This is a genomic window from Paenibacillus sp. 37 (genome assembly GCF_008386395.1).
In the GTDB taxonomy this organism is placed as follows: Bacteria; Bacillota; Bacilli; order Paenibacillales; family Paenibacillaceae; genus Paenibacillus; species Paenibacillus amylolyticus_B.
This window is the reverse complement of sequence record NZ_CP043761.1, coordinates 3,231,303-3,252,445: the sequence shown is the minus strand read 5'-3', so window position 1 is coordinate 3,252,445 and position 21,143 is coordinate 3,231,303. Positions and strand designations below refer to the sequence as shown.

The 21,143-nt window shown below is 46.5% G+C and carries 12 protein-coding genes; 1 reads left to right on the top strand and 11 read right to left on the bottom strand.

Features of this window, described 5'->3' with window-relative positions; genetic code table 11:
• Nucleotide 1: 1 nt before the first annotated feature.
• From F0220_RS13995 to F0220_RS13955, 9 genes are all read right to left on the bottom strand, one after another.
• Nucleotides 2–925 carry an AraC family transcriptional regulator gene (locus F0220_RS13995; RefSeq protein ID WP_223199942.1) on the bottom strand — a complete coding sequence of 308 codons (924 nt, stop codon included), beginning with the start codon at nt 923–925 and terminating at the stop codon, nt 2–4.
• A 24-nt stretch (nt 926–949) separates the two neighbouring features.
• Nucleotides 950–1,954, bottom strand: coding sequence for a Gfo/Idh/MocA family protein (locus tag F0220_RS13990; protein WP_105598598.1), 1,005 nt, complete (start codon nt 1,952–1,954; stop codon nt 950–952).
• A gap of 241 nt (nt 1,955–2,195) precedes the next feature.
• Nucleotides 2,196–4,997, bottom strand: a complete 2,802-nt coding sequence (locus F0220_RS13985) for an alpha-mannosidase (RefSeq protein WP_105598597.1) — start codon at nt 4,995–4,997, stop codon at nt 2,196–2,198.
• Between the two features lie 18 nt (nt 4,998–5,015).
• Nucleotides 5,016–5,840, bottom strand: coding sequence for a carbohydrate ABC transporter permease (locus tag F0220_RS13980; RefSeq protein WP_076211825.1), 825 nt, complete (start codon nt 5,838–5,840; stop codon nt 5,016–5,018).
• Nucleotides 5,841–5,862: 22 nt separating this feature from the next.
• Entirely contained in the window at nt 5,863–6,729 is an 867-nt protein-coding gene (locus tag F0220_RS13975; RefSeq protein WP_036608294.1) for a carbohydrate ABC transporter permease, read from the bottom strand.
• A gap of 68 nt (nt 6,730–6,797) precedes the next feature.
• On the bottom strand, nt 6,798–8,177 hold the full coding sequence (locus F0220_RS13970) for an extracellular solute-binding protein (protein ID WP_105598596.1): 1,380 nt from the start codon (nt 8,175–8,177) through the stop codon (nt 6,798–6,800).
• 78 nt (nt 8,178–8,255) lie between these two features.
• Nucleotides 8,256–9,557, bottom strand: coding sequence for a glycoside hydrolase family 125 protein (locus F0220_RS13965; RefSeq protein ID WP_105598595.1), 1,302 nt, complete (start codon nt 9,555–9,557; stop codon nt 8,256–8,258).
• A 223-nt stretch (nt 9,558–9,780) separates the two neighbouring features.
• Complete coding sequence (locus tag F0220_RS13960) at nt 9,781–10,953, bottom strand: GntR family transcriptional regulator (RefSeq protein WP_308737306.1); 1,173 nt, start codon at nt 10,951–10,953, stop codon at nt 9,781–9,783.
• A gap of 257 nt (nt 10,954–11,210) precedes the next feature.
• Nucleotides 11,211–16,457 (bottom strand): S8 family peptidase, encoded by a 5,247-nt coding sequence (locus tag F0220_RS13955; protein ID WP_105598593.1) that lies wholly within the window; start codon nt 16,455–16,457, stop codon nt 11,211–11,213.
• A 993-nt stretch (nt 16,458–17,450) separates the two neighbouring features.
• Between F0220_RS13955 and F0220_RS13950 the strand changes: the two genes are divergently transcribed.
• Complete coding sequence (locus F0220_RS13950) at nt 17,451–17,885, top strand: hypothetical protein (protein WP_105598592.1); 435 nt, start codon at nt 17,451–17,453, stop codon at nt 17,883–17,885.
• Nucleotides 17,886–18,006: 121 nt separating this feature from the next.
• On the opposite strand, the gene F0220_RS13945 is transcribed toward F0220_RS13950, so the two are convergent.
• Both F0220_RS13945 and F0220_RS13940 read right to left on the bottom strand, forming a co-directional pair.
• Entirely contained in the window at nt 18,007–19,392 is a 1,386-nt protein-coding gene (locus F0220_RS13945) for an exosporium glycoprotein BclB-related protein (protein ID WP_105598591.1), read from the bottom strand.
• Between the two features lie 283 nt (nt 19,393–19,675).
• Nucleotides 19,676–21,133 carry an alpha-L-fucosidase gene (locus F0220_RS13940; RefSeq protein WP_105598590.1) on the bottom strand — a complete coding sequence of 486 codons (1,458 nt, stop codon included), beginning with the start codon at nt 21,131–21,133 and terminating at the stop codon, nt 19,676–19,678.
• Nucleotides 21,134–21,143: the final 10 nt, after the last annotated feature.

The following is a 21,143-nucleotide window of genomic DNA, read 5'->3' as shown; positions in this document are numbered from 1 at the left end:
CTCACTTAAGTATTGGTTGTTTCATTTTACGAAAAGCCGATGGGGTCATCCCCAGACGTTTACGAAATACAGCATGCAAATAGTTGGCATTATTGAAGCCTGAAGCAAGAGCAATCTGTTCAATGGATACGTTACTTTCCTCCAGATTGCGGCACACGGCGCGCAGACGAATATCCTCCAGTACGCGGCTGAACGGCATCTCCGGCTGTACTTGGTAGAAGATTCGCTGCAATTGTCTGCTGCTAATATGAAGTTTCTCAGCTACATGCTCCAGCGTGACCACTGTAGGATGATTCGCTTCCATATACTGCACTGCATACTCATAGCGATATACCGACATATCCCGGACAGGGGCTTCCGGTCGATTCCCCCCGGTGTCGTATGCGCGCACGGTTTTGAGTAATATGCTGATAACTAGTTGCTTGATCGACGTATAATAACCTAACAATTTCTGATCACATGCCTCATAGGCTTCCAAAAAACAATGCATCGCCCGATGATAATCATTCACTGGAGTAAGCGGAAGCGTTCTCAGCTTTTCAATCGTTTCCTCCGATTCAGCTGCTTCCCAGGGATCGACATGCTCTCTTGGCCTGTGAACGATATCCACATGAAGACATAGTTCATCCATGTCCTCTTTGGCATCAGCCTCCTGATAATGTACGACACCCGGACCAGTCAAATACAGCATACCTTCCGAGAGTGCATGTGTCTGATCATCCAGAATAACTTTACCTTTACCTCTCGGGATAAAATGAAACTCAAACTCCGCATGATTATGGAAATCCACAACTCGGCCCGCTGGAAAAGAAGTCAGATGAAATCGCATCACACGAATCTCATAATGTCCCCAAACCATTAGAATATCCAGTCTCTCCAGGAGATCCTGCCGTTCAAGCATTTTCTCATAAGGATACAGGCTCAAGATTGCACACCTCCTTAATAAAACCTAACCCTTCAATTCATTCAGAGTGATTCTGCGCCCTTCTTTGGCAGAGAGATTCGCTGCTTCCATCAAACGGGTCAGCTCCATAGCGATTTGCACGTTTTCAGTTGCATCCGTATCATTTTGTATATGTGCGACCCATTGATTGAATGCGCTTTCCCTTTTGTCTGCCAAAGGAAGTTCAGTCCAGTCATCATATTGTCCCTGTGCTGCTTTTGTACGAATCAACAGCTTATCATCAGGTGTCCCGTACAGAAGCGTACCTTCCGTACCATGAACCTCAATCGTAAATGGAGAATGGCTGTTCACAAAACCAGCTTCAACAACGCCAACTGCTCCGGAATCCGTAAACAAGGTTGCAACGGCATTATCTTCAACTTCATTGCCTGTAATGTATCCGAAGTTTGCATTAACCGCTGTTACTTCCTGACCCAGAAACAGTTTGGCCAGATACATTGGATGGCAGCCCAGATCAATCAGTGCACCGCCCTGACAATCCTTCAGATCATAGAAGTGTTCAGGTAACCAGTTCGAAATCGCTCCATCATGCGATAAACGCGCTCTAACATAAGTCACTTTGCCAAGCAATCCCTGGTTAAGTACCTCCTGAATCGTTAGCGTGTACCCTGCATTCAGACGTGGTAAGGAGACTGTCATCTTGACTTTGTTTGCCTTTACCTCATGAAGGATTCTGTTGGATTCCGCTTGTGTCGCTGCAATAACTTTCTCCGTGAAGATGTGTTTCCCTGCTTTTGCAGCAGCGGTGATCACTTCTTCATGGAAGCGGGTTGGCGCATCTACAATAACGGCATCGATGTCATCCTTGGCCAGCATATCTTCGAGTGAAGCATAGAAGGGTACGTTTAAACGTTCAGCCGCTTCCTGTCCCCGCTTGGCATCTTCATCCCACACCGCTGCGATGACTGTATCTTCATGTTCCTGTGCCTGCTTGATGTAATCCCATGCGTGAACATGCCACAAGCTAATTTTCCCAATTCGAATGGTCAATGTATCTTACCTCCATACTATATAATATTCTGACATTTATCTATAAGTTATCACAGACTTAATCTATTTTTAATAGAAACTCACGACAATAAATGTATAAAATCACGACATGAATTGTTATTATATATTTATACAGCATAACGCTTTAGTTTGGGTGCACATAACAGAGCACATGACAAAAACCTCCTGTCCACACTACCGTGAACAGGAGGTTTCTATAGTTATGATGTTCAAAATCAACTCAACGTACAGCATACCCTTGTGTAACTATTTTGTACCCAGATATCGTCTGGCTTTGACCCTGCAACGTGTCCTTAACCCGTTCCAGCACATCACTCTCGTAAACAGAGGCACATTCAAATCCAGGCTGTACGTTCAATTCAAGCGGTTCGGAATTCAGATTATACCAACGAGCAATCAAATCTCCGGTTTCCTCTGCGATCTTCAATGTGGAGAAGGCCAGTGTCGAACCTTGCGAATTCCACGCTAACCATTGCTTCGTCAAAGGTAGTTCAACCTGTTGCCCATCAGCTCCAGCATGACCCTCTTGCTCAAACATGCGTGCTAATGCCCCTAGCTGTACAGTCGTCCACGGAATCGGATACACGTATGCGGATGCACAAGCACCTGACTGTGCCGCATCACCTGCAAATGGAATAATCGCATATTCCACACTCTGAGGTCCCAGACATTGGGCTTCCGGTGTTTCAAACACACCCCAATCTCCCAGCTCCGAAGAGGCACGAAGAAGCGTAACCGCAATCGTACTGCCCTCTTCATGCTGTAAAATCTCGTATTCATTCAGCCCTTTGTTTGCAATCATCAAGCCATGATCACCATCGGTCACATGTACAAATGCCTGCTGGTGCTGTGCATTACTCGGGTTCACCCATTCTTTGGCCGGTGTATTGGAGCGTTTGGCAATTTCAAAGATGGAATCCGCATAATGATTGTCTGTCACCAGTCGGGATGGAAAGAGTGCGCGCAACCGATGATCCTTGGCCTGATTGTTAAAGTCAGACTTTACCTTGACCATATTACTTCCTGCTTCCAGTGTATACGTTGTCGTAATCACCAACGGAACCGTGTTCTTCACCCGTTGTGCCTTCCGTTCTGTAAAAGGAACCATTTGGCGCTTCTCCCGTTCGAACAGTTCATCTGCTCCAACAGGAATTTCCCAACGTAATACACTTTCCATGACTACACGATATGGAGATTGCTCCACGATCCGCACGTCTGCCTTCAGATGCTCAGAGGTCAGCGTTGTCTCTCCCTCTGGTTGTCGGTAGACATATTCATTGCCGATATCCCCGGTATTCTCATATGAATTCAATCCCCTGTATACAGCACCGGAGACCTTATCTTCAATTGTAGCCGTACCATTCTCTTCAATCGTCACCCGCAAATGACCGTTTTCCATCATCATTCCCTGAACCTGAACGAGTTCGCTCGTAGCGGACACTTCAGCAATCTCAGCACTCTCTGTTTGCTTCTGAACTGGAATGAGAGCATACGTCTTATAACCCAGCGAAGGTACATCCACCGCCTGGAAAGTCACTCTTACTTTACGAGCCATATAGGGCTGTCGGAAGCGATCCTTCGGAAGTTCATAGCCAAAATGCGCACCCAGATCCTTGATTTCTGCCGAATACGTGCGTCCATCCGAATCGACCAGTTGATACACTGGCAGTGCATCTTTTTCCACTTTCTGCGCAAGTGCCTGGGGATCAGGACCTTCTGGGAAAAATGCTTTGTCCACAATCAGATCCATTTCAATGATTCCATTTCGATTCCAACCACTCGTGTTAAACACAGTGAACAGCACCGCTTCCTCACCCCAAGCCTCAGCAGGTTGCACATGAATGGACTCAGCAATCGCCTGCGCACTCTGGGAAACCAATTTCTCTGCAAGCTGTCTGCTCTTGGCAAAGCGGGTCACCATCTCACGGTGAACCTCATCCACACTGCATCCGCAGATGCTATCATGCGGGTGGTTCTGCATCAGCATCTTCCATGCATGCGTCAACAGATGGTGCGGATAATCTTTTACCCCGGCTATATGGGCCATGGCGGCCAGTGGTTCGGCTACTTTTTCGAGCAACGTCTGCCCCTGCTGATTCAACTGTTTCAGATAAACCCTGGCAGATGCCGTATTCACCAGTGTTCCCCAACCATCCGTGTGCTGACTGCGAAGCTCGCCCTCAATGGTCGCCAGATGCTCAGGCACATCCTTCGTAACCGCCTCAATGTAATCGTCAAAATTGGAGTGGATAAATTCTACATCAGGATACAACGCAGCCGCCGTACGTAAAGCCTCTGGCAGATCCGTCTGGATCGGCTGATGATCACAACCATTCATGAACAACAGATGTGAAGTCGATGCAAATTTCTCGGCATCTTCCAGATTTTTATCCCAGTATACTTGAGCTTTCTCCGGATCAACCGGAACTTCCATCCCGTTGCAGTACCAATTCGCGAACAAAATGCCGAGTACTTCCGAACCATCCGGCGAACGCCAGATCATCTCGGAATAGGGAGATTCGTAACTGTCTGCATCAACCACCGCATTATTGAATCCCGTAGGCTTTACCCCACGCCCAAAGATCGCGTTATGAATATCCGCCTGTTGCAGAATCTGCGGTGCCTGTCCCATATTTCCGAACGAGTCTGGGAAGTACCCCGTCTTGGATATCACCCCCAAAGGTCGAGCATCACGATGACCGATGAGCAGATTACGCAAGTTGGCCTCACTGCTGGTCAGAAACTCATCCTGTAACACATACCATGGACCAAAATGAATGCGTCCTTCACGTATATAACGGTCGAGCCTCTCCTGCTGTTCGGGCCGAACCTGCAAATAATCTTCACGAATAATCGTCTGCCCATCCAGATGGAAATAGCGATATTCCGGGTCCTGATCGAGCGTATCCAGCAGTTTATCCATCAGCTCAATGAGAAGAACATGATGGTGTTCATAAGGCATATACCATTCGCGGTCCCAATGGGTATGCGAGATGAGATGTGCCGTCTTTTTGGTTGTCATGTTGCGTACCTCCTGTCATTAACCTTTGGTTGCCCCGCCCATGCTGAAACCTTTGGACATGTAACGCTGGGAGAAGATGTATAGCACAACCGAAGGCATCGTATAAAGTAGTGAAAATGCAGCCAATCTGCCGTATTCAACCATACCGTGGCTGCCGAAAAATTGATAAATCGTGACCGATGCCGGAAGTTTCTCCGGTGTCTGGAGCAGGATGTATGGCACGAAGAAGTTGCCCCAACTTCCCGAAAAGGTAAATATCGCGATCGTTGCAATACCCGGCAACATCAATGGCGCTACAATTCGTCTCAATCCGTTCCACACGGATGCACCGTCAATCCATGCCGATTCTTCCAGATCAATGGGCACCGAATCCATGAAGTTTTTCATCATCCAGATGCCGTAAGGAAGTGAGGATGCGGTCAGGAACAGCATCGTGGCAATGATGCTATTTTGCATTTTGAAGAACAGAAACATTTGAAATACCGGAACCATCACGGCAGTAATCGGAAGTGCTGTCATGAACAGAATAGATAACAAGAAGCTTTTTTTGAATCTCATTTCATAACGGGATAATGGATACGCAGCAAGAACAGATACCAGAACAACCAATATCGCTTGCCCTCCCGACAGAATCAGGCCCACACCGAATGAACGAAGATTGCTCGAATCCCCGAGTACATCCTTGAAATTTTGAATGGTCCAGGTACTGGGCATTTTAATACCCTGTTGCGCGTTCGGGTCAAATGAAGCCAGAATGATCCAGAGCAGCGGCAATAAAAAACAGAGTCCCAGAAAAACTAGAATCCCGTACTGGATTTTGCGTTGAAGCCCATGTTTGACCATAGGGATCGAACCTCCTTCATGGTTACACTTTCACTTTCATGGATCGCATGTAGAACAGGCTGGCGATAATACCGATGAACAACAGAACCAGAGATATGGCTGTGCCGTATCCAAACTGATAGTTCACAAAGGCCTGATTGTACATGAAGATCGGCAAGGTTTGTGTTGAAGTACCCGGGCCACCACCGGTCATCGTATAGATCAGCGTGAACACACCCAGTGTCTGTAGAGTAACCAACATCATGTTGGTCACGATGGACCCTTTTACCATTGGGATCGTAATGTGTCTAACAATCTGGAACCCGGTGGCACTGTCAATAATCGCAGCTTCTTCAACTTCCTTCGGGATATCATCCAGTGCCGACTGATAGACCATCATCGAAAAGGCTGTGCCGTGCCAGATATTCGCGATAATGACACTCACCATCGGGAAACTGAATAACCAGGAGACTGGATTCGCCCCGAACCAGCCGAGGATCTGATTCAATGAACCATTGTCACTGAAAAAAGCCACCATACAGAATGCCACGACAATCTCGGGTGTCACCCAACCAGCAATGACGATGATGCCGATGACGCGGCGGAACGTCACGTTCTTCTCCTTCATTAGAAGAGCCAGGATGAACCCAAGCAATACCTGACCAATGACTGCGGAGAAGATGAGAAAGACCAGTGTACGCCAGACACTAATGCGGAAGTCCGGATCATGGAACATATTAATGAAATTCTGAAATCCGACGAACTCCAGACTCTTGGCTGCCGCCCCGGTCAGGGCCATATTCGTAAAGGCAAAACAGATCGTCAGAATGATGGGAACAATGAAAAACACAAGTAATAACAGTACGGAAGGCATGAGAAACAGAAATGAACCTGGTGCTTTCCTTTTCATAAGTCACTCTCCATTCGAACCGGAAAAAGGGGAGTATTATGCCTCCCCCTCCGAATATATCGATATCCTTATTTCTCTTCGATGCTGTCCGCGCCAAGGGAACGGGATACGTTATCCTTCAATTGCGTAACTCCCTCTTCCGGCGTCAGCTTGCCAGAGGCAATACTCTCAACGATGCTTTGCAATTGTGCGGATACCGCTGCATATTGATCGTTCGCTGGACGGAAATGGGCTACATTCAAGAGTTCCTGTGCTTCTTTGGTATATGGACGATCGGTATAACCTTCAACTTCTGTGGAATCATTACGTGGACTGAGGCTGCCTTCCGCTACGACGCGCGCAGTCGCATTCTCCTTATTCATCAGGAACTCGATAAATTTCCAAGCTGCTTCCTTATTCTTCGCTTGTGCAGGAACGGACCAAGCCCATCCTCCAGACATCGTCGTTGCTCCAGGTTCTTCCCCATTTTGTGTCGGGAATGGCGCAAATCCTATTTTCTCTTCGACGTTGGCAATTGGAGCCGCACCATTCTCGGCCCATGTCGAACCTGCCCAGCTACCATCTACAGCCATCGCCAGTTTGTCTTGCGGGAACTGTTGCTGGAATGCAATACTGCCAGCTTGTCCATTCAGGGCAACCTGCATGGTCGGACCTGTTTTATCCGTGTTAAACACTTGATCTATGAATTTGAATGAATCCAAAAGACCAGGGCTGTTAACGACCCATTTCTTGCTGGTGTCGTTATACAGCGTATCCGCCGTACCATAGAGCAGCATTTCCAGCGTTTGCATGGTGACACCTTCACCGTTTGCTTTGCCCACGATCATATTAAGCGGTGTCACACCCGGCAGTTTTTGCTTGATGGTACGTGCTGCTTCGAGTACCTCTGCCCAGCTTGCAGGTTTAAATGGAACTTCCAGACCTGCTTTTTGAAACAGTTCCTTGTTGTACCAGATTCCACGTGTATCCGAGGTAGCCGGAACGCCATATACCTTGCCGTCTTCACCCGTAACCCCTGCCTTCAGATTGTCGATGATGTGTTCTTTCCAATCGGGCCAGCCCTGAACCTGTGTATCCAGCGGCTCCAGATATCCCGCAGCAGCATCGGATTTGATGATGGATGTATCTTCGGCAATAACATCAGGCGCCGTATCAGGCGATTTCATCTGCAAAACCATTTTGGACGTGTAATCACCCTCACTTGCCAATACAGGCGCAATGTTGATTTTGATATCCGGGTTTTCTTTCTCGAATTGATCCACCAAACCTGATTGGAAAAACTTCGTAAGTGTATCTTCAGATCCTGAAGAACGGAACGATACAGTTACTTCCTTCTTACCGTCACTGGTTGTGCCTGTGCTTGAGCTTCCGCCCGAACAGGCTGTAGTAAGAATGAGCAAGGATGTCATAACTGCTGCTACCGGCATTTTCAATGATATTTTTCTCATGATTCGCTCTCCTCTTGTCGGAATTCAACGAACTCCGAACGTTATGATGTACTCGCAGGTTATCTCTTGCTTCCCTATCTATTTCTGTACGCGGAATCCGCAATAATCCATAATCAGTTCACTAAAGAGCATGTTGGACCATGAAAACCATGGACGTGTATATTCATGTGGATTGTTGGCCGAAAAACCTTCATGGGTCAGTCCGGTATCCGCATCCGTCTTATGGATAAGCTGAAGCAATCGTAGTTTTTCATTGCGATCCTCTGTAGTCAGCCCCTGCATCGATAAAGCGATATGCCAGATGTACCCTTCTGGTGTATGCGGACTACCGATTCCCGCTGCTGCTGTTCCCTCATAAAAATACGGGTTGTTCGTGGATAAAATGAAACGGCGTGTATTCTGATACACCTCGTCGTTCTCCTCGACATATCCGAGATAAGGTAAAGACAGCAGGCTCGGCACATTGGCATCATCCATCAGATTGTGATTGCCTTTCCCATCCGTTTCGTATGCATATATGGTTCCATATTCCGGATGTTCAACGGTGCCATAATCCTGAATTCCTTTGTTGATTTGTTCCTCCAACTGCTGTGCAGTCGCTGCCAGCATTTCATCCTCGAACACAGCTTCAGCAATTTCCTGCAGATATCGAAGCGCCACAACGGCGAACATATTGGATGGAATCAGATAACCATATTCACATCGATCATCGCTAGGACGGAATCCCGACCAAGTCATGCCGGTATAGACTGTTTCAGTACCTCGTCCCTCTCGGGTGAGCGTATCGGTTTCGGGAGCATCCAGACGTTGGAACGTGTAGGGTGATTTCGTCTCATGATGCTGTTCCACTTGCCATAACTGCATGATGATCTGGGCTACTTTACGGAACGTATTATTGAATTGAGTTGTTCTTCCCGTGTTCTTCCACAAGAGATAACTGAGCTGAATCGGATAAGCCAGTGAGTCGATCTCATACTTCCGTTCCCAGATCCAATCATTCATCTGCGTCAGGTCTTCCTGATGTCCTTTTCCACTCTCCATCTCATTAAAAGCGTTTGCATAAGGGTCCAGGAGAATATAATTCAGTTGACGTTCAACCAGCCCAGCGATCATGTCGGCGATATCTTCATCCTCTGAAGCGAGAACCAGATAAGGTCTGACCTGAGCGGCAGAATCACGTAACCACATGGCAGGGATATCTCCCGTAATCACAAAAGTTGTTCCATCTTCTTTGCGCTGAATGGTAGTCGCCATCGTATTGGTAAAACAATTTTTGAACATTTGATTAAGTTCCGGATGGTCTGGCATACGTTTGTTAACCTGATCAATCATGTCGTATATCGAGGGGGAAATTTCTTGATCATCTCTGGGTGTCAGCATGTTGTCCTCCTTATGTAATCCAATTTGTTAACCGCTTTCATCATCCTAAAACGAATGTAATGTTATGTCAATATATTTATTTGTATATTAGCATGCTATTTTAATTTAAGGACAATAAATAGTATACCATTTAAAGTAATTCTCCCCATTTTATCCGCATAAAAAAGAGACCTCGTTTACACGAAGTCCCTGATTGAACACAATGAATATTAAGTTGCTAAAATTAACCCTTTTGTTTCACCATACTTGTTGACTTACCCTTCACCAAACGGGCAGGCAAAATAACCCTATTCACTGCCATCTCGTTGTTCTGCATACTCTGAAGCACCATCTCGAACGCCTGTTTTCCCATATCAAACTGGCTTTGTCTCATATGTGTTACACGGCTTCCTTCGGCAGCGTTTGGACTGTCAAAACAAATGATGGACATATCTTCAGGTATCCTCAGACCAAGCCGATCCGCTGCCTGTTCTGCAAGTAAAGCAATATGATACTCCGCAGCAAAGAGTGCAGTAATCTGGGGGTATTTCTGTAAATGTTCCACCAGTGTCTCCACATCACGGACCTCGACTTGAGGATCAAACACACTTGGCAGTGTCGAAAGAAAAGATTCTAACCACAGTTCCCTGTTCACCAGCACTCCTTGATCATTATGAGCCTCAATGATTCCTTCAATTCGTTCTTCAATCGGTGTAGTGTTCGCCGGAGGCTGCGTCAGAAAAGCGATGTGTCGGTGACCGAGATCGAACAAATAATTCATCCCTTCTCGCGCCGCGCCTACATTATCCGTACTCACAGATGAAGCCGGAATGCCTTTCAAGTACCGGTCAATCAGGACAAACGGGAATTTGTTAACGACCAATTTAAGAATCTCATCGCTGAAATATTCACCTTGTGCCGGGAAAATAATCAATCCATCCACACCCAGTTCCAGCAGTTCCTGAATGCTCTGTTCCTCCTGCTCGGGAATCCCGAAGGAGCGTCTAAGTACGAGAAAACAATCATGCTCTCGCGAAGCTTCCTCCATACCATATAACAGTTCTGTACCATACATATCGCTGAAGTTAGTGATGACCAGACCAATGAGCAGCTTCTTCTCTGGATCTTTGATCGCAGCACGCGGAGCAGGTCTGTTAGGTCTTTCTTGTGTCATATCTGCTGTATCAGCTACAAAAGAACCCCGTCCCGGCTGACGAACAATCAATTGTTCACTCGCCAACATTTCAAGCGCCTTTTTCGTTGTAATCCGGCTCACTCCGAATTCATCACATAATTCCTTCTCCGAAGGAACACGTTCACCCACTTGATATTGATGAAGCTGTATCCGTTCGCGCAAGGATTCAAAGATCTGTTCATACATCGGCTTGGATGCCGAGTCTTTCCCCAATACAAGCACCTCCATAAATACCCATACTTCTCATGTTCTACATCCTAATATATCATGTTATATCATTAATGTGAAGAACGGAGACAACTCACCTGCTGTCATATGAGAGCAAAAGAAAAAGCTTCCCAATGGATGCTTCATTAATCTTAGGCGTCAGATGTGAATCGAGATACAACAAAAAGCCGACAAGCCCTAATACCTCGGCTTATCGGCTTCTTGCTTAGATGGTCAAAATGTAGTTTTCATCCATCTCATACTTTGCATAATTAAGGTTGCAGACCCTCAGCAGACGGTGGACTCACTTCCGTTTCAGTCTCTTCAGGGCTCGAATCTGGTTCTGGAACGGATTGTTCTTGTGCTGCGCTGACGAACAATCGTCCAGCTGCTTCCGCCTCTACTTTGTTGCCTGCTGCATCCTGAGCTCGAATCACAATGACTCCACCATCCAGAACAAGGGATGAAGGTGTTGTGTACGTACCCGTGTAACGACCAGGTTCGGTCTCCACTAATGGAATCTCTCCTGCCCCTTGGGCATTCAGATTCAGCGGTAACTGAATCCGGAAAGATGCTTGCAAACCAGGTTTACTGTCAAATGAAACAGTAACACTCTCTCCTGATGTGATTCGAACATCCTCAGCCGGAGTAATATTCGTAAGTTCTGGCAACGCCGTTTCCACGTAGACGGTGCGGGTTACGGTAGTTTTATTGCCAGCGAGATCGGTTGCTGTAATGGTAATCGTGTTCTCGCCTTCGTTAACCAATACGCGATGACTGAAGCTTCTGTCTTTGCCCACTTGTACGGTTTGTCCGTTAACAGTCAACTTATCGAGGAATTGTTCCACGACATTACCCGTTACGTGAACAACTTCCGCATTGATGCGATCTCCTTGAGTTGGCGTAACAATGGTCAACTGCGGTTTGGTCTGATCCAGAATAATGACGACGGGGAGTGAGCGGTCGGTCGTTTTCCCGTCCACCACTGCCTCGGCAGTAATCGCATTAATCCCAGAACGGAGTTTCACACCGTAAGAGAACTTCCCATTTACCACAGTTGTCGTACCAGCCAGATCTTTGCCGTTGTAGATCTTGATCTGAGCGCCGGATGCCGGAGACGTTCCCGACACGGTGAAGGATGATTGATTCGTATACGTGTTCGCAGGTGCTGTGAGCACAGGTGCATTTACCGGATATCTCACAACTGCACGAATCATGTAGTTACCTTCTTCATCAGGTGAAGTGCTCCACGCTCCACCTACTCGCTGCCAGCTTCGACCTGCATTTGGACCATCCTCATCGGTAGCGAGTCCCGGAGCGCTAGTTCCAGCTAAACTCTGTACGTACACGATATAGAAATCACCCGTTACAATGACCGGTTCCGAGAATTCAACAGTTGTCCATTGATCGTTACGAAGTGCAGTACCGTCAAATGGTCCAGCCAGTTGTCGTCCCGGAGCTCCGCCCGCACCCGATGCATCATATACGGCATATTGGAACGCTGTGCCTCCAGGTACAGGCCATTCGGTGTTCCAGAATCGGAACGATGCACCTGTCAGTTGAGCGGTCTCCAGCTCTGGTGTCATTCGAACTGCCCAGGCGTTATCCGCAGCGTTAAAAGCTCGTGCGTTCTCTGCTGTTCCATCATCATAAGCAATTTCCCCTGGAAAACCGATGAACGGTTTCAAGGCAACATTCGCCTCTGCCGTACCATTACCAGGTACAGTTACAGTAACGGTTTTACTGTAGTAATCAGCAGCACGGATGGACAGAGTATAACTTCCTTCCAGTACCTGAATAACGAAGCTACCATCTGAACCTGTGTGGACTTCGCCTACATTGGCATCTTCCACCACGAGAACGGAAGCATCAGCCAGAGGTTGTCCTGTCCGCTCATCCGTTACAACACCTTCAATCTGCCCATGCGGGATCGCCTCCAGATTAAAGTTGGCTTTGGCACCATTGCCATCCGTGATCGTTACCTGCTGAGTTCGAGGATAATATCCATATGCTTCAGCTTTTAACGTGTAATCACCTGCTACGTGTGTGAAGTTATACTTGCCTGTAGCTGGATCTGTCTTCACCGAACGTCCGGTTTCCAGTACAGTAACCGTTGCACTTGCAGGCAGGCTTTGTGGATTAACCGAACCTGTTTCCGGTTTTTCAACTTCCGGTTGTTGCTGTTTCGTTTTGTTAAATTCCGCTTTGTCAGTCCGCGAAATTTTGTACCATGGATTATCATAAGACGGTTTCGGTTTGTCATTGTTAAGCACAACCGCACTGTCCTCCGTTACCGTCTCCGCAGCAACTCCCAGTACACGGAAATCATCAATGAACCAGCCTGTCTTCACAACACTGTTATCTGAGGTCAGGCGGAACCGGAATTGAACTTCATTACCGGTAAGTGCATCCAGATCATAAAATACGGGTGTCCATTGTTTACCGTTTGTACTATGTGAGAATTTGCCCAGTTCTGACCATGTGGTTCCACCATCCTTGGTGACTTCCACATACCCGTAGTCGTATCCACTCTCAATCTCGTACCAATGATTAAACGTGAGTGTTCCTTCGGACACATCCGTCAAATCAATGACCGGAGATACGAGTGAATAGTTGGAGCCACTCTCATACGTATTGTCGAGATCAGTCGCCCAGACATTCGGCGGAGAAACCGCGCTGGCAGGTCCCGTTACCGGAATGCCGCGTTCCCACTCATCTTTGGTTCCTGAATGAGTCCAGCCGTTATCATCACTGCCATCGAAATGATCGATGTAGATATCCTGAGGCACCTCTACTGTAATGGAGACCTCATTCGATTTATCGCTTTCATTGCCACTATAATCAAGTGCGGCAACGGTATAGTAATACGTCGAATCTGTCACCGTAGCCGTATCTGTAAACGTTGTTCCGGTTGCAGTTCCAATGGATTCATAACCTGCACCTGCGGTTGTGGAGCGATATACGATATAGGATTCAAGATCCTCATCGTTCGGACCAGTCCAACTCAAGGCTACATTACCAAGAATATCGGCAGTCGCAGACAATCCGGCAGGTGCGCCCGGAGCAATCTCATCCAGCTCTTCTACAGCGAAATCATCAATGTACCAGCCAGCCTTTTGCAATGAATTATCACTCGTCAGATTGAACTTGATGAACACCTGCTGTCCCGCGTATTCGCGAAGATCCACATATTGTGTCTTCCAATTGCCACCTGTACCCGTGAAGGTTAACAGTTCTTGGAACACAAAATCGCTATCCTCGGAAGCGATGTATACCTTGCCAAAGTCGATGTTATTCTCCAAGTCATACCAGTGCTTGAAGGATAATAACGCACCTTCTGGACTCTCGGTGAGATCAATTGGCGGCGCAAGCAGATATGCATTGCTATTCGCTACATAAGTCCCTTGCAGATTGGTTGCAATTACCTTGTCACCGGAGTATGCATTTCCAGGACCACTGCTTGGTGTTCCCCATACCCAGGTACTTCCGGTACCACCAGTCGTGAAGCCCAGCTGATCTTCTTCAAAATCCTGAAGGTATCCTGGCTGCACACCATTGGACACAGCCACTTTATATACCTGACTTTCGAATCCGTTGTTGCCGTAATCATTCACTCGGATATAATACTCCACACCTTGCGATTCAATAAGAAAAGCAGGGATTGTCGCTGTATACGTCCCATCTTTGTTATCTCCAGCAATTCGATTCATCGGCAGATAGACGTACTGGTTGGTACCTGTCGTTTTGGCAAAAGCCTCAACAGAGACTACCGCGACGTTATCTGTCACATGAGCGGTTAATGGTATATCAATGCCTGTAAAGGCTGAATTGACAGGGGTATGTGCCAGTACTGGCTCTTCCAGATCATCTCCGGCTGTAACCACTCTGCCGGATACTGTTCCAATCCCTTCGAGTACAGAACCCACAGCATCAAGGGCATTAATAATGCCGTGACCGTAGCCGTTATTAGGAGAGGTCGGATACTGACTATCCGTTCTCGGCGTGGCTGTATCTGTAATGATCTGCTCCAGCTGATCCACGGTAAGGGAATGATTGGCCTGAAGCAGCAGTGCAGCAAGGGCGGTTGTATGCGGACCTGCCATGGATGTTCCGTTCCAGCCTCCTTCATATACACCGCCCGGAACTGATGAACGGATATTCACACCAGGGGCAGATACTTCCGGTTTGATCTCATCATAAGGGGATGGGCCCAGTAGGGAGAACGAAGCCAGATTTCCGTTGATATCGGTTGCTCCTGTAGCAAAACTTTCAGGATAGTTAGCCGGGTTAGCAACAGAACCAGGTCCGCCCGGGTTACCCAGTCTCACATTTCCTGCTGAGAATTCCGGAAAAATCTGAGCATCACGCCAGGCTTGCACCATAGGACGGAACCATTCATCCAGTCCGGCACCTCCACCCCACGAGTTGTTTACCACATCCGGTGCAAGTTCAGGATGCAGATTGCCTTCCGCATCCACTGGAGCGATCAACCACTGTCCGCCATCCAGAATAATGGCATCCGTTGTTTCCGGATTGAATATCCGTACACCAATCCATTTCGCACCGGGAGCAACCCCGATCTGGTTGGTGCCATTCGCTTCAGAGCCAACCATCGTACCCATCGTGTGAGTACCATGTCCGTCTTCGTCCGCAGGGAGGGAAGCATTACTGTGCGGATCATACCAGCTTAGTTCGGGATCAACGATATTGCCCGAAGCATCCAGTCCCCGCCATTTGCTGCGAAGCGCCGGGTGGGTATAATCCACACCACTGTCCAGATTAGCAACAACAATCCCTGTTCCATCGATGCCCCGATCCCACACGGCTGGCGCATTGATGTAATCCAGGTTCCATTCCACGTTTTCAGTCGCAAGCTTGTCCTTGGCAGCAGGCTCCTTGTCTTTAACTCCGACTGAAGAGTCTTTAGCTGGCGTTTGTACAGCATCTTTGCCTGATGCCGCATTCGCCGGTTCTTTACTCACTTCGGCTTTCTGTAAGTATCGTGTCTCATTCGGTAGAATCTTCTCCACCTCAGGCAGCAGCGCAATCTGTTCCATGACTTCTTTGGTACTCGTCACTGCCAATGAATTGACAATAAAATAGCTTTTATATTCTTTAACCTTACCCAGGTCAACTTCCTTTTCCAGATAAGTTTCCAATGGATATTGTGTACGCGAGGCCGTTTCTCGCAGAGAGCTGACGACCGAATTACGAACGGACAGCTTTGTGGCTGAAGCCGTTTGTTTGGCTATGGTCGCCTTTTCAAGGGCCTGTTTGGAGACTGCTGCTGTATCCACCTGTTCCTTCATTTTAACCAGATAGGTAACATACTCACTACCATCAAATTCTTTGGTCAATTTGGCGTTTACTTTGGACTCCGTAACTTTGGCAAGTCCAGATTTCATATCCAATTTGGATGATGTGGAGTTTTCAGCTGAAACCGGATGAATGATCGAAAATGCAAGGAGAAGCGAGAGCCCCATGGAGATGGGCTTGCGTAACCGATTAATCTTTATCAAACTTTTCCACTCCTTTTACCCGGTTTTTTAATTTAGTCTGGTACATATGCCCTTCTCTGCAGAATAAAACGGTATATAACCTTTATTGCGGACGAGATAGATACTCTGGATTTCACATAAAGCCTCACCTCCTTTACAGGTCTGGTTAGGGATCAATATGAGTCAGAAGAGATAACAGATTAGTCTATGTTTTTTTACTTGGAAGTTTAGGAGATTGATTGAGTCGGATTAAACCATGTGAGTGAATAGTTTGGGTGTTTGAATAATGCAATGAGAGTGAATGTCTATAAGCATTCATGTGGAAGGGTAATCTGGAGCGTTAGCAGAACGCTTGCTAAGGAGTGGTGGATATGACTTTCGATCGTGATTCGAGTGAGTAGTTAAACAATTTAATTACATATAATAGTCGATTAGGAATTTAATTGGATTTTATTGGTATAGTATAAAATCATTATTCGATATATACAAGCACTTTATTGAAAAATATAGAAAATAAGTCTATTTAATGATTTTATGTGTCTCCTGTCGCTTACGTATTCATACTCTCATTTCGCATTTATGTATTTCATTTCGCTTAATGAACAAATGTAGTAGTTCTATGAAACTACGACTTGATGTTCAAGATTACTATTCAAACAATGTGGCAAAGCAGAGGCTCATCCTGCTGTGTCAATTTTCGTTTATGGCGTGTTCGAATCGTGTATAACCTCTCCGTAATCGTCTGAGCTTATAAATGTTACTTTGTGAACTATATATGAATAAAGTATATATTTAACAAAAATAGTATAGAAAATCCTGAGAATAGTATTGTATATATTTGGAATTAAATGTACGATTATCTTGTAACATACATTTGGCGCCAGATCAACCTTACTCTCATCCTAGGAAATGACTGTGAGGAAAGCTACTGCTCTATTGATCTTTTGTCTTTTTGTGAACAGTACGAACTCTAATCTAATTTAAATTTTATATACCATAAGGAGATGTTTGATTGTGAAAAAATATCAAAAAACAGCAATTGCAGCTCTTTCTTCCATGGCGATGCTTTTAGCATCTGTTCCAGCGGTATTCGCTGATGAAGCTCTTACGCTAACTAACCCTTCCTCCCAGGAAGTTCAGACACAACAACAGTCCCAAGCACAAGAAATTAATATTTTTGCCCAAAATTCCTTAAGAGAATATTTCAATGGTGGATATAGTACCGATATTTACTTGAGTGGAAAAGTCACCTTTAGGTTTAACCCTCTTACAACAGGGGAATATGTGTTTAAAGTTGAAGATATGATTGGAAACCTGAAGGGAGATGGAAGAGTAATCGTGTCTGATTATGGAACGAAAAGCATCACTCTTGAGAACTTGTATGGTTATCATAAAATTGTAGCTTACTCACCCAATGGTTATGGTGGAAGCTATGACATTTACTACTAATGATTGGTAGTAATAGATATCACAATTATTTATAAAAAGTTCTAACCCCATGAGTCATGGGGTTACTTTATGATTTTTAAAGAAACGATTGAGTCGGCCCCAGATCAAAATTTATATCTCATCATGTAATGTTCACGCCGCCACTTGCATAGCCAACAACGGTATTCACAAGACTAAGTCCAGTTGCCGTTGCAGAGAATACAAGCAGAAGTCGTGTCTGTGCAGTCACAGGTATAGCCAATCCAGTTGTTATGCCGTTGGAGATACTACCCAATGCAATAATACCGGTGAGTGGAGGTGCCAGTGTAACGACCGCCCCCGGAACCGCAGTAAATGCATTATCAGGAGTAGGTGAACTGAATAATTGCGCAGTGATGGTCACCGTTGAACCAACCAAGGCCAAGGCTGCTGTGGTACTGAAATAGGCAGCAATCGAAGTTATAACGCCATCCCGTGGAACAGAGAACGCAAAGTTTATAAGTGGTCCGACAATCGTTCCCGTTAAATCAATCGTGCCACCAAGAATACTGACTCCTGTTGCCGAGCTGCCGAAACCGATAAGGCTTGTCGTTCCAACCAGTCCACCAAGAACCGTTGTTAATATGGCAGGTCCGCCAGAAGCAAACGGTATGATGGCGCCCGAACCCGTAGCTCCTGTAACACCAGTGCTGCCTGTTACTCCCGCAATCCCAGTTGCGCCGGTAGCCCCGGTGACTCCGGTGGCTCCTGCTACGCCAGGATCACCTGTTGCTCCTGTACTCCCCGTTGCACCTGTCGCTCCTGTTGCGCCACCTGCTGGGCCTGCCGCACCCGTTGCTCCAGTAACACCTGTCGCACCTGCTGGTCCCTGGGCACCAGCAGCTCCCGGTGTACCAGCTGGACCTACACCACCCTGAGAACCAGCAACGCCTGCCGGGCCTTGTGGACCAGGCACGCCCTGAGGACCCGCTGGTCCTGCAGGTCCTGCCGGACCTTGACTCCCTATGTTTCTTAGCCCTGTTGTGATAGCCAATTCGGTCGCCCGGATCAAAATGACCAGTTGATCTTTCTCAGCCGAATCGATATTCCCCTGTAAAATGACAGATAGGAGCACATCCAGCAATTGCTGCAAATTGCTTCCTACACTGATCGGAGAAAATGGAACGGCCTCTGCAGATACAATGGTAAGCTCCAAGACCGCTTCGAGATCTGCCTTGGTTCCCTTTTTCAAATCCGAATGATGAACCAGAGCCAGTAATTTACGCAGTACCTCAATCAGAAGTGAAACATTATGAGGCGTGGGATTGGCAAAAACCTGTACAATTGCTCCCTTCAACTCACCAATTAATTTGAGAAGAAATTCAGCTTCTTTGTCAAAACACTTATGATGGTGGTTATTGTGGTGATGATTGTGGTGGTTATGATGATGCTCGTGGTGATGTTCTTTGTGCTGTTCTTGGGGATGGTCACAGTCCTCAGCTTTTTTTTTCTTAAATCCGCTCCAACTGATGCGTTTCTTTGGTTTCATCTTTTTTGCAGATCCTCCTTAGTGAGTCTCAATCATTCCATAATAGGCGAACATCACTGGTTTGATGATATCAGTATATTAGCAAGAAAGAATTTCGTGATTATTATATAAGTAAATCTCCGAATTACCGTTTTCAGCTCAGAGCAGCCTCCATTATCATGGAGAGGATTTTGCATGGAAGTCAGCCCTATGTATAGGCAAACCAAAAGAGCGCTATCCGATGAGTACAATACTCCTGGATGCGCCCTTTTTATATTTACAGTATTTAATTTATCTTTGTTGATTAGTCCAATTTAATTTTGAAAACAATAGGCGCATTACTTTTCACAGTTGTCGTTGTGATCGTCAGCGCGTCCGCTGTTCTCTCCCATTGCGGCTGTTCTTCATAGCCAAGTACTTGAATATCTTGAATGACCCCTTGAAAATGGTGAGAATTTTCCTTCAGGGATTTAATCTGTACCACCCCGTTATCTGGATAGGCAAGAACCGTGGCATACAGGCTGCTTTCTTTTAACGTAAACCGTATATCTTCACTCGTAAATATCTTCGTATCCCCATCCGTGAATTGCCCTTCCTTCACCTCTGTCGGACCCTCGCCAAACGTACGCCAGAATGACGTGTCATAGATCGCTTCCCCATTCACTTCCAGCCACTTGCCGATGCTGAGCAAAATGTCGCGATCTTCATCCGGTATACTGCCGTCTGCTTTAGGTCCAATGTTCAGCAGCAAATTTCCGTTTTTGCTTACAATATCGACGAGATCCCGAATGATCTCCTCAGCCGTTTTATAGTTATTATTTTCCGTATAACACCATGAGTTTTTAGCGACAGCCGTATCCGTTTGCCAAAAATAGGGCTTGAGCTCAGCGAATTGTCCCCGCTCCACATCAGGAACGGCACTTCCAAACATGTAGGCCTCATGTTTATAATTGATAGCTACAGGAACGCCCCATTCGTCGCCTTTGTTATAATAATAGGCTGCGAATTTCTTAAGATAGGGTTTGAACGCAACCGTTTGAATCCACCAATCGAAATAGAAGACCTTCGGTTGATATTGATCCACCAGTTCGCAGCAGCGAATCAACCAGTCTTCCAGATACTCCTCGGTTGGAGGCGAACCATACAGATCATGATGATCCGGCTCAGGCATGGCTGGCCAATAGAAATCCCCACGCTCAAGGGGTTCCTTAATATCTGAATCAAACTCCTTGCCGTGAGACATGAAGAACCAGTGCTCGGCGCGGTGAGACGAAACGCATAATGTGAGCCCCTGCTTCTCGTATGCAGCCTTCATCTCACCCAGAAGATCCCGTTTGGGGCCCATTTCATATGTGTTATAGTGAGAGATAGAGCTCTTGTACATCTGAAAACCATCATGGTGCTCAGCCACAGGCATAACATATCTGGCTCCAGCCTGTTTGAATAACGTTGCCCATTCGTCTGCATCGAACTTCTCTGCACGAAACATCGGAATGAAGTCTTTATATCCAAAGTCCTTATGAGGTCCATACACCTCAAGGTGATGTTCATAAGCTTTGGTACCTTGTATGTACATATTTCGCGAATACCATTCGCTATCATAGGCCGGTACGGAATATAGCCCCCAGTGAATGAATATGCCGAATTTCGCTTTTGGGTACCATTCGGGTACTTGGAAGGTGCTAAGCGAACTCCAGTTGTCCTTGAATTTACCGCTCTCAATCGTTGCTTCAATCTGTTGCAAATATTCGTTTTTGTCCATGAGATGTTCT

What these genes read in the sequence shown, in the direction of transcription:
- F0220_RS13970 (WP_105598596.1), bottom strand. Translation starts at nt 8,177, where the DNA reads ATGAGAAAAATATCATTGAAAATGCCGGTAGCAGCAGTTATGACATCC.
- F0220_RS13980 (WP_076211825.1), bottom strand. Translation starts at nt 5,840, where the DNA reads ATGGTCAAACATGGGCTTCAACGCAAAATCCAGTACGGGATTCTAGTT.
- F0220_RS13965 (WP_105598595.1), bottom strand. Translation starts at nt 9,557, where the DNA reads ATGCTGACACCCAGAGATGATCAAGAAATTTCCCCCTCGATATACGAC.
- F0220_RS13975 (WP_036608294.1), bottom strand. Translation starts at nt 6,729, where the DNA reads ATGAAAAGGAAAGCACCAGGTTCATTTCTGTTTCTCATGCCTTCCGTA.
- F0220_RS13940 (WP_105598590.1), bottom strand. Translation starts at nt 21,133, where the DNA reads ATGGACAAAAACGAATATTTGCAACAGATTGAAGCAACGATTGAGAGC.
- F0220_RS13985 (WP_105598597.1), bottom strand. Translation starts at nt 4,997, where the DNA reads ATGACAACCAAAAAGACGGCACATCTCATCTCGCATACCCATTGGGAC.
- F0220_RS13945 (WP_105598591.1), bottom strand. Translation starts at nt 19,392, where the DNA reads ATGAAACCAAAGAAACGCATCAGTTGGAGCGGATTTAAGAAAAAAAAA.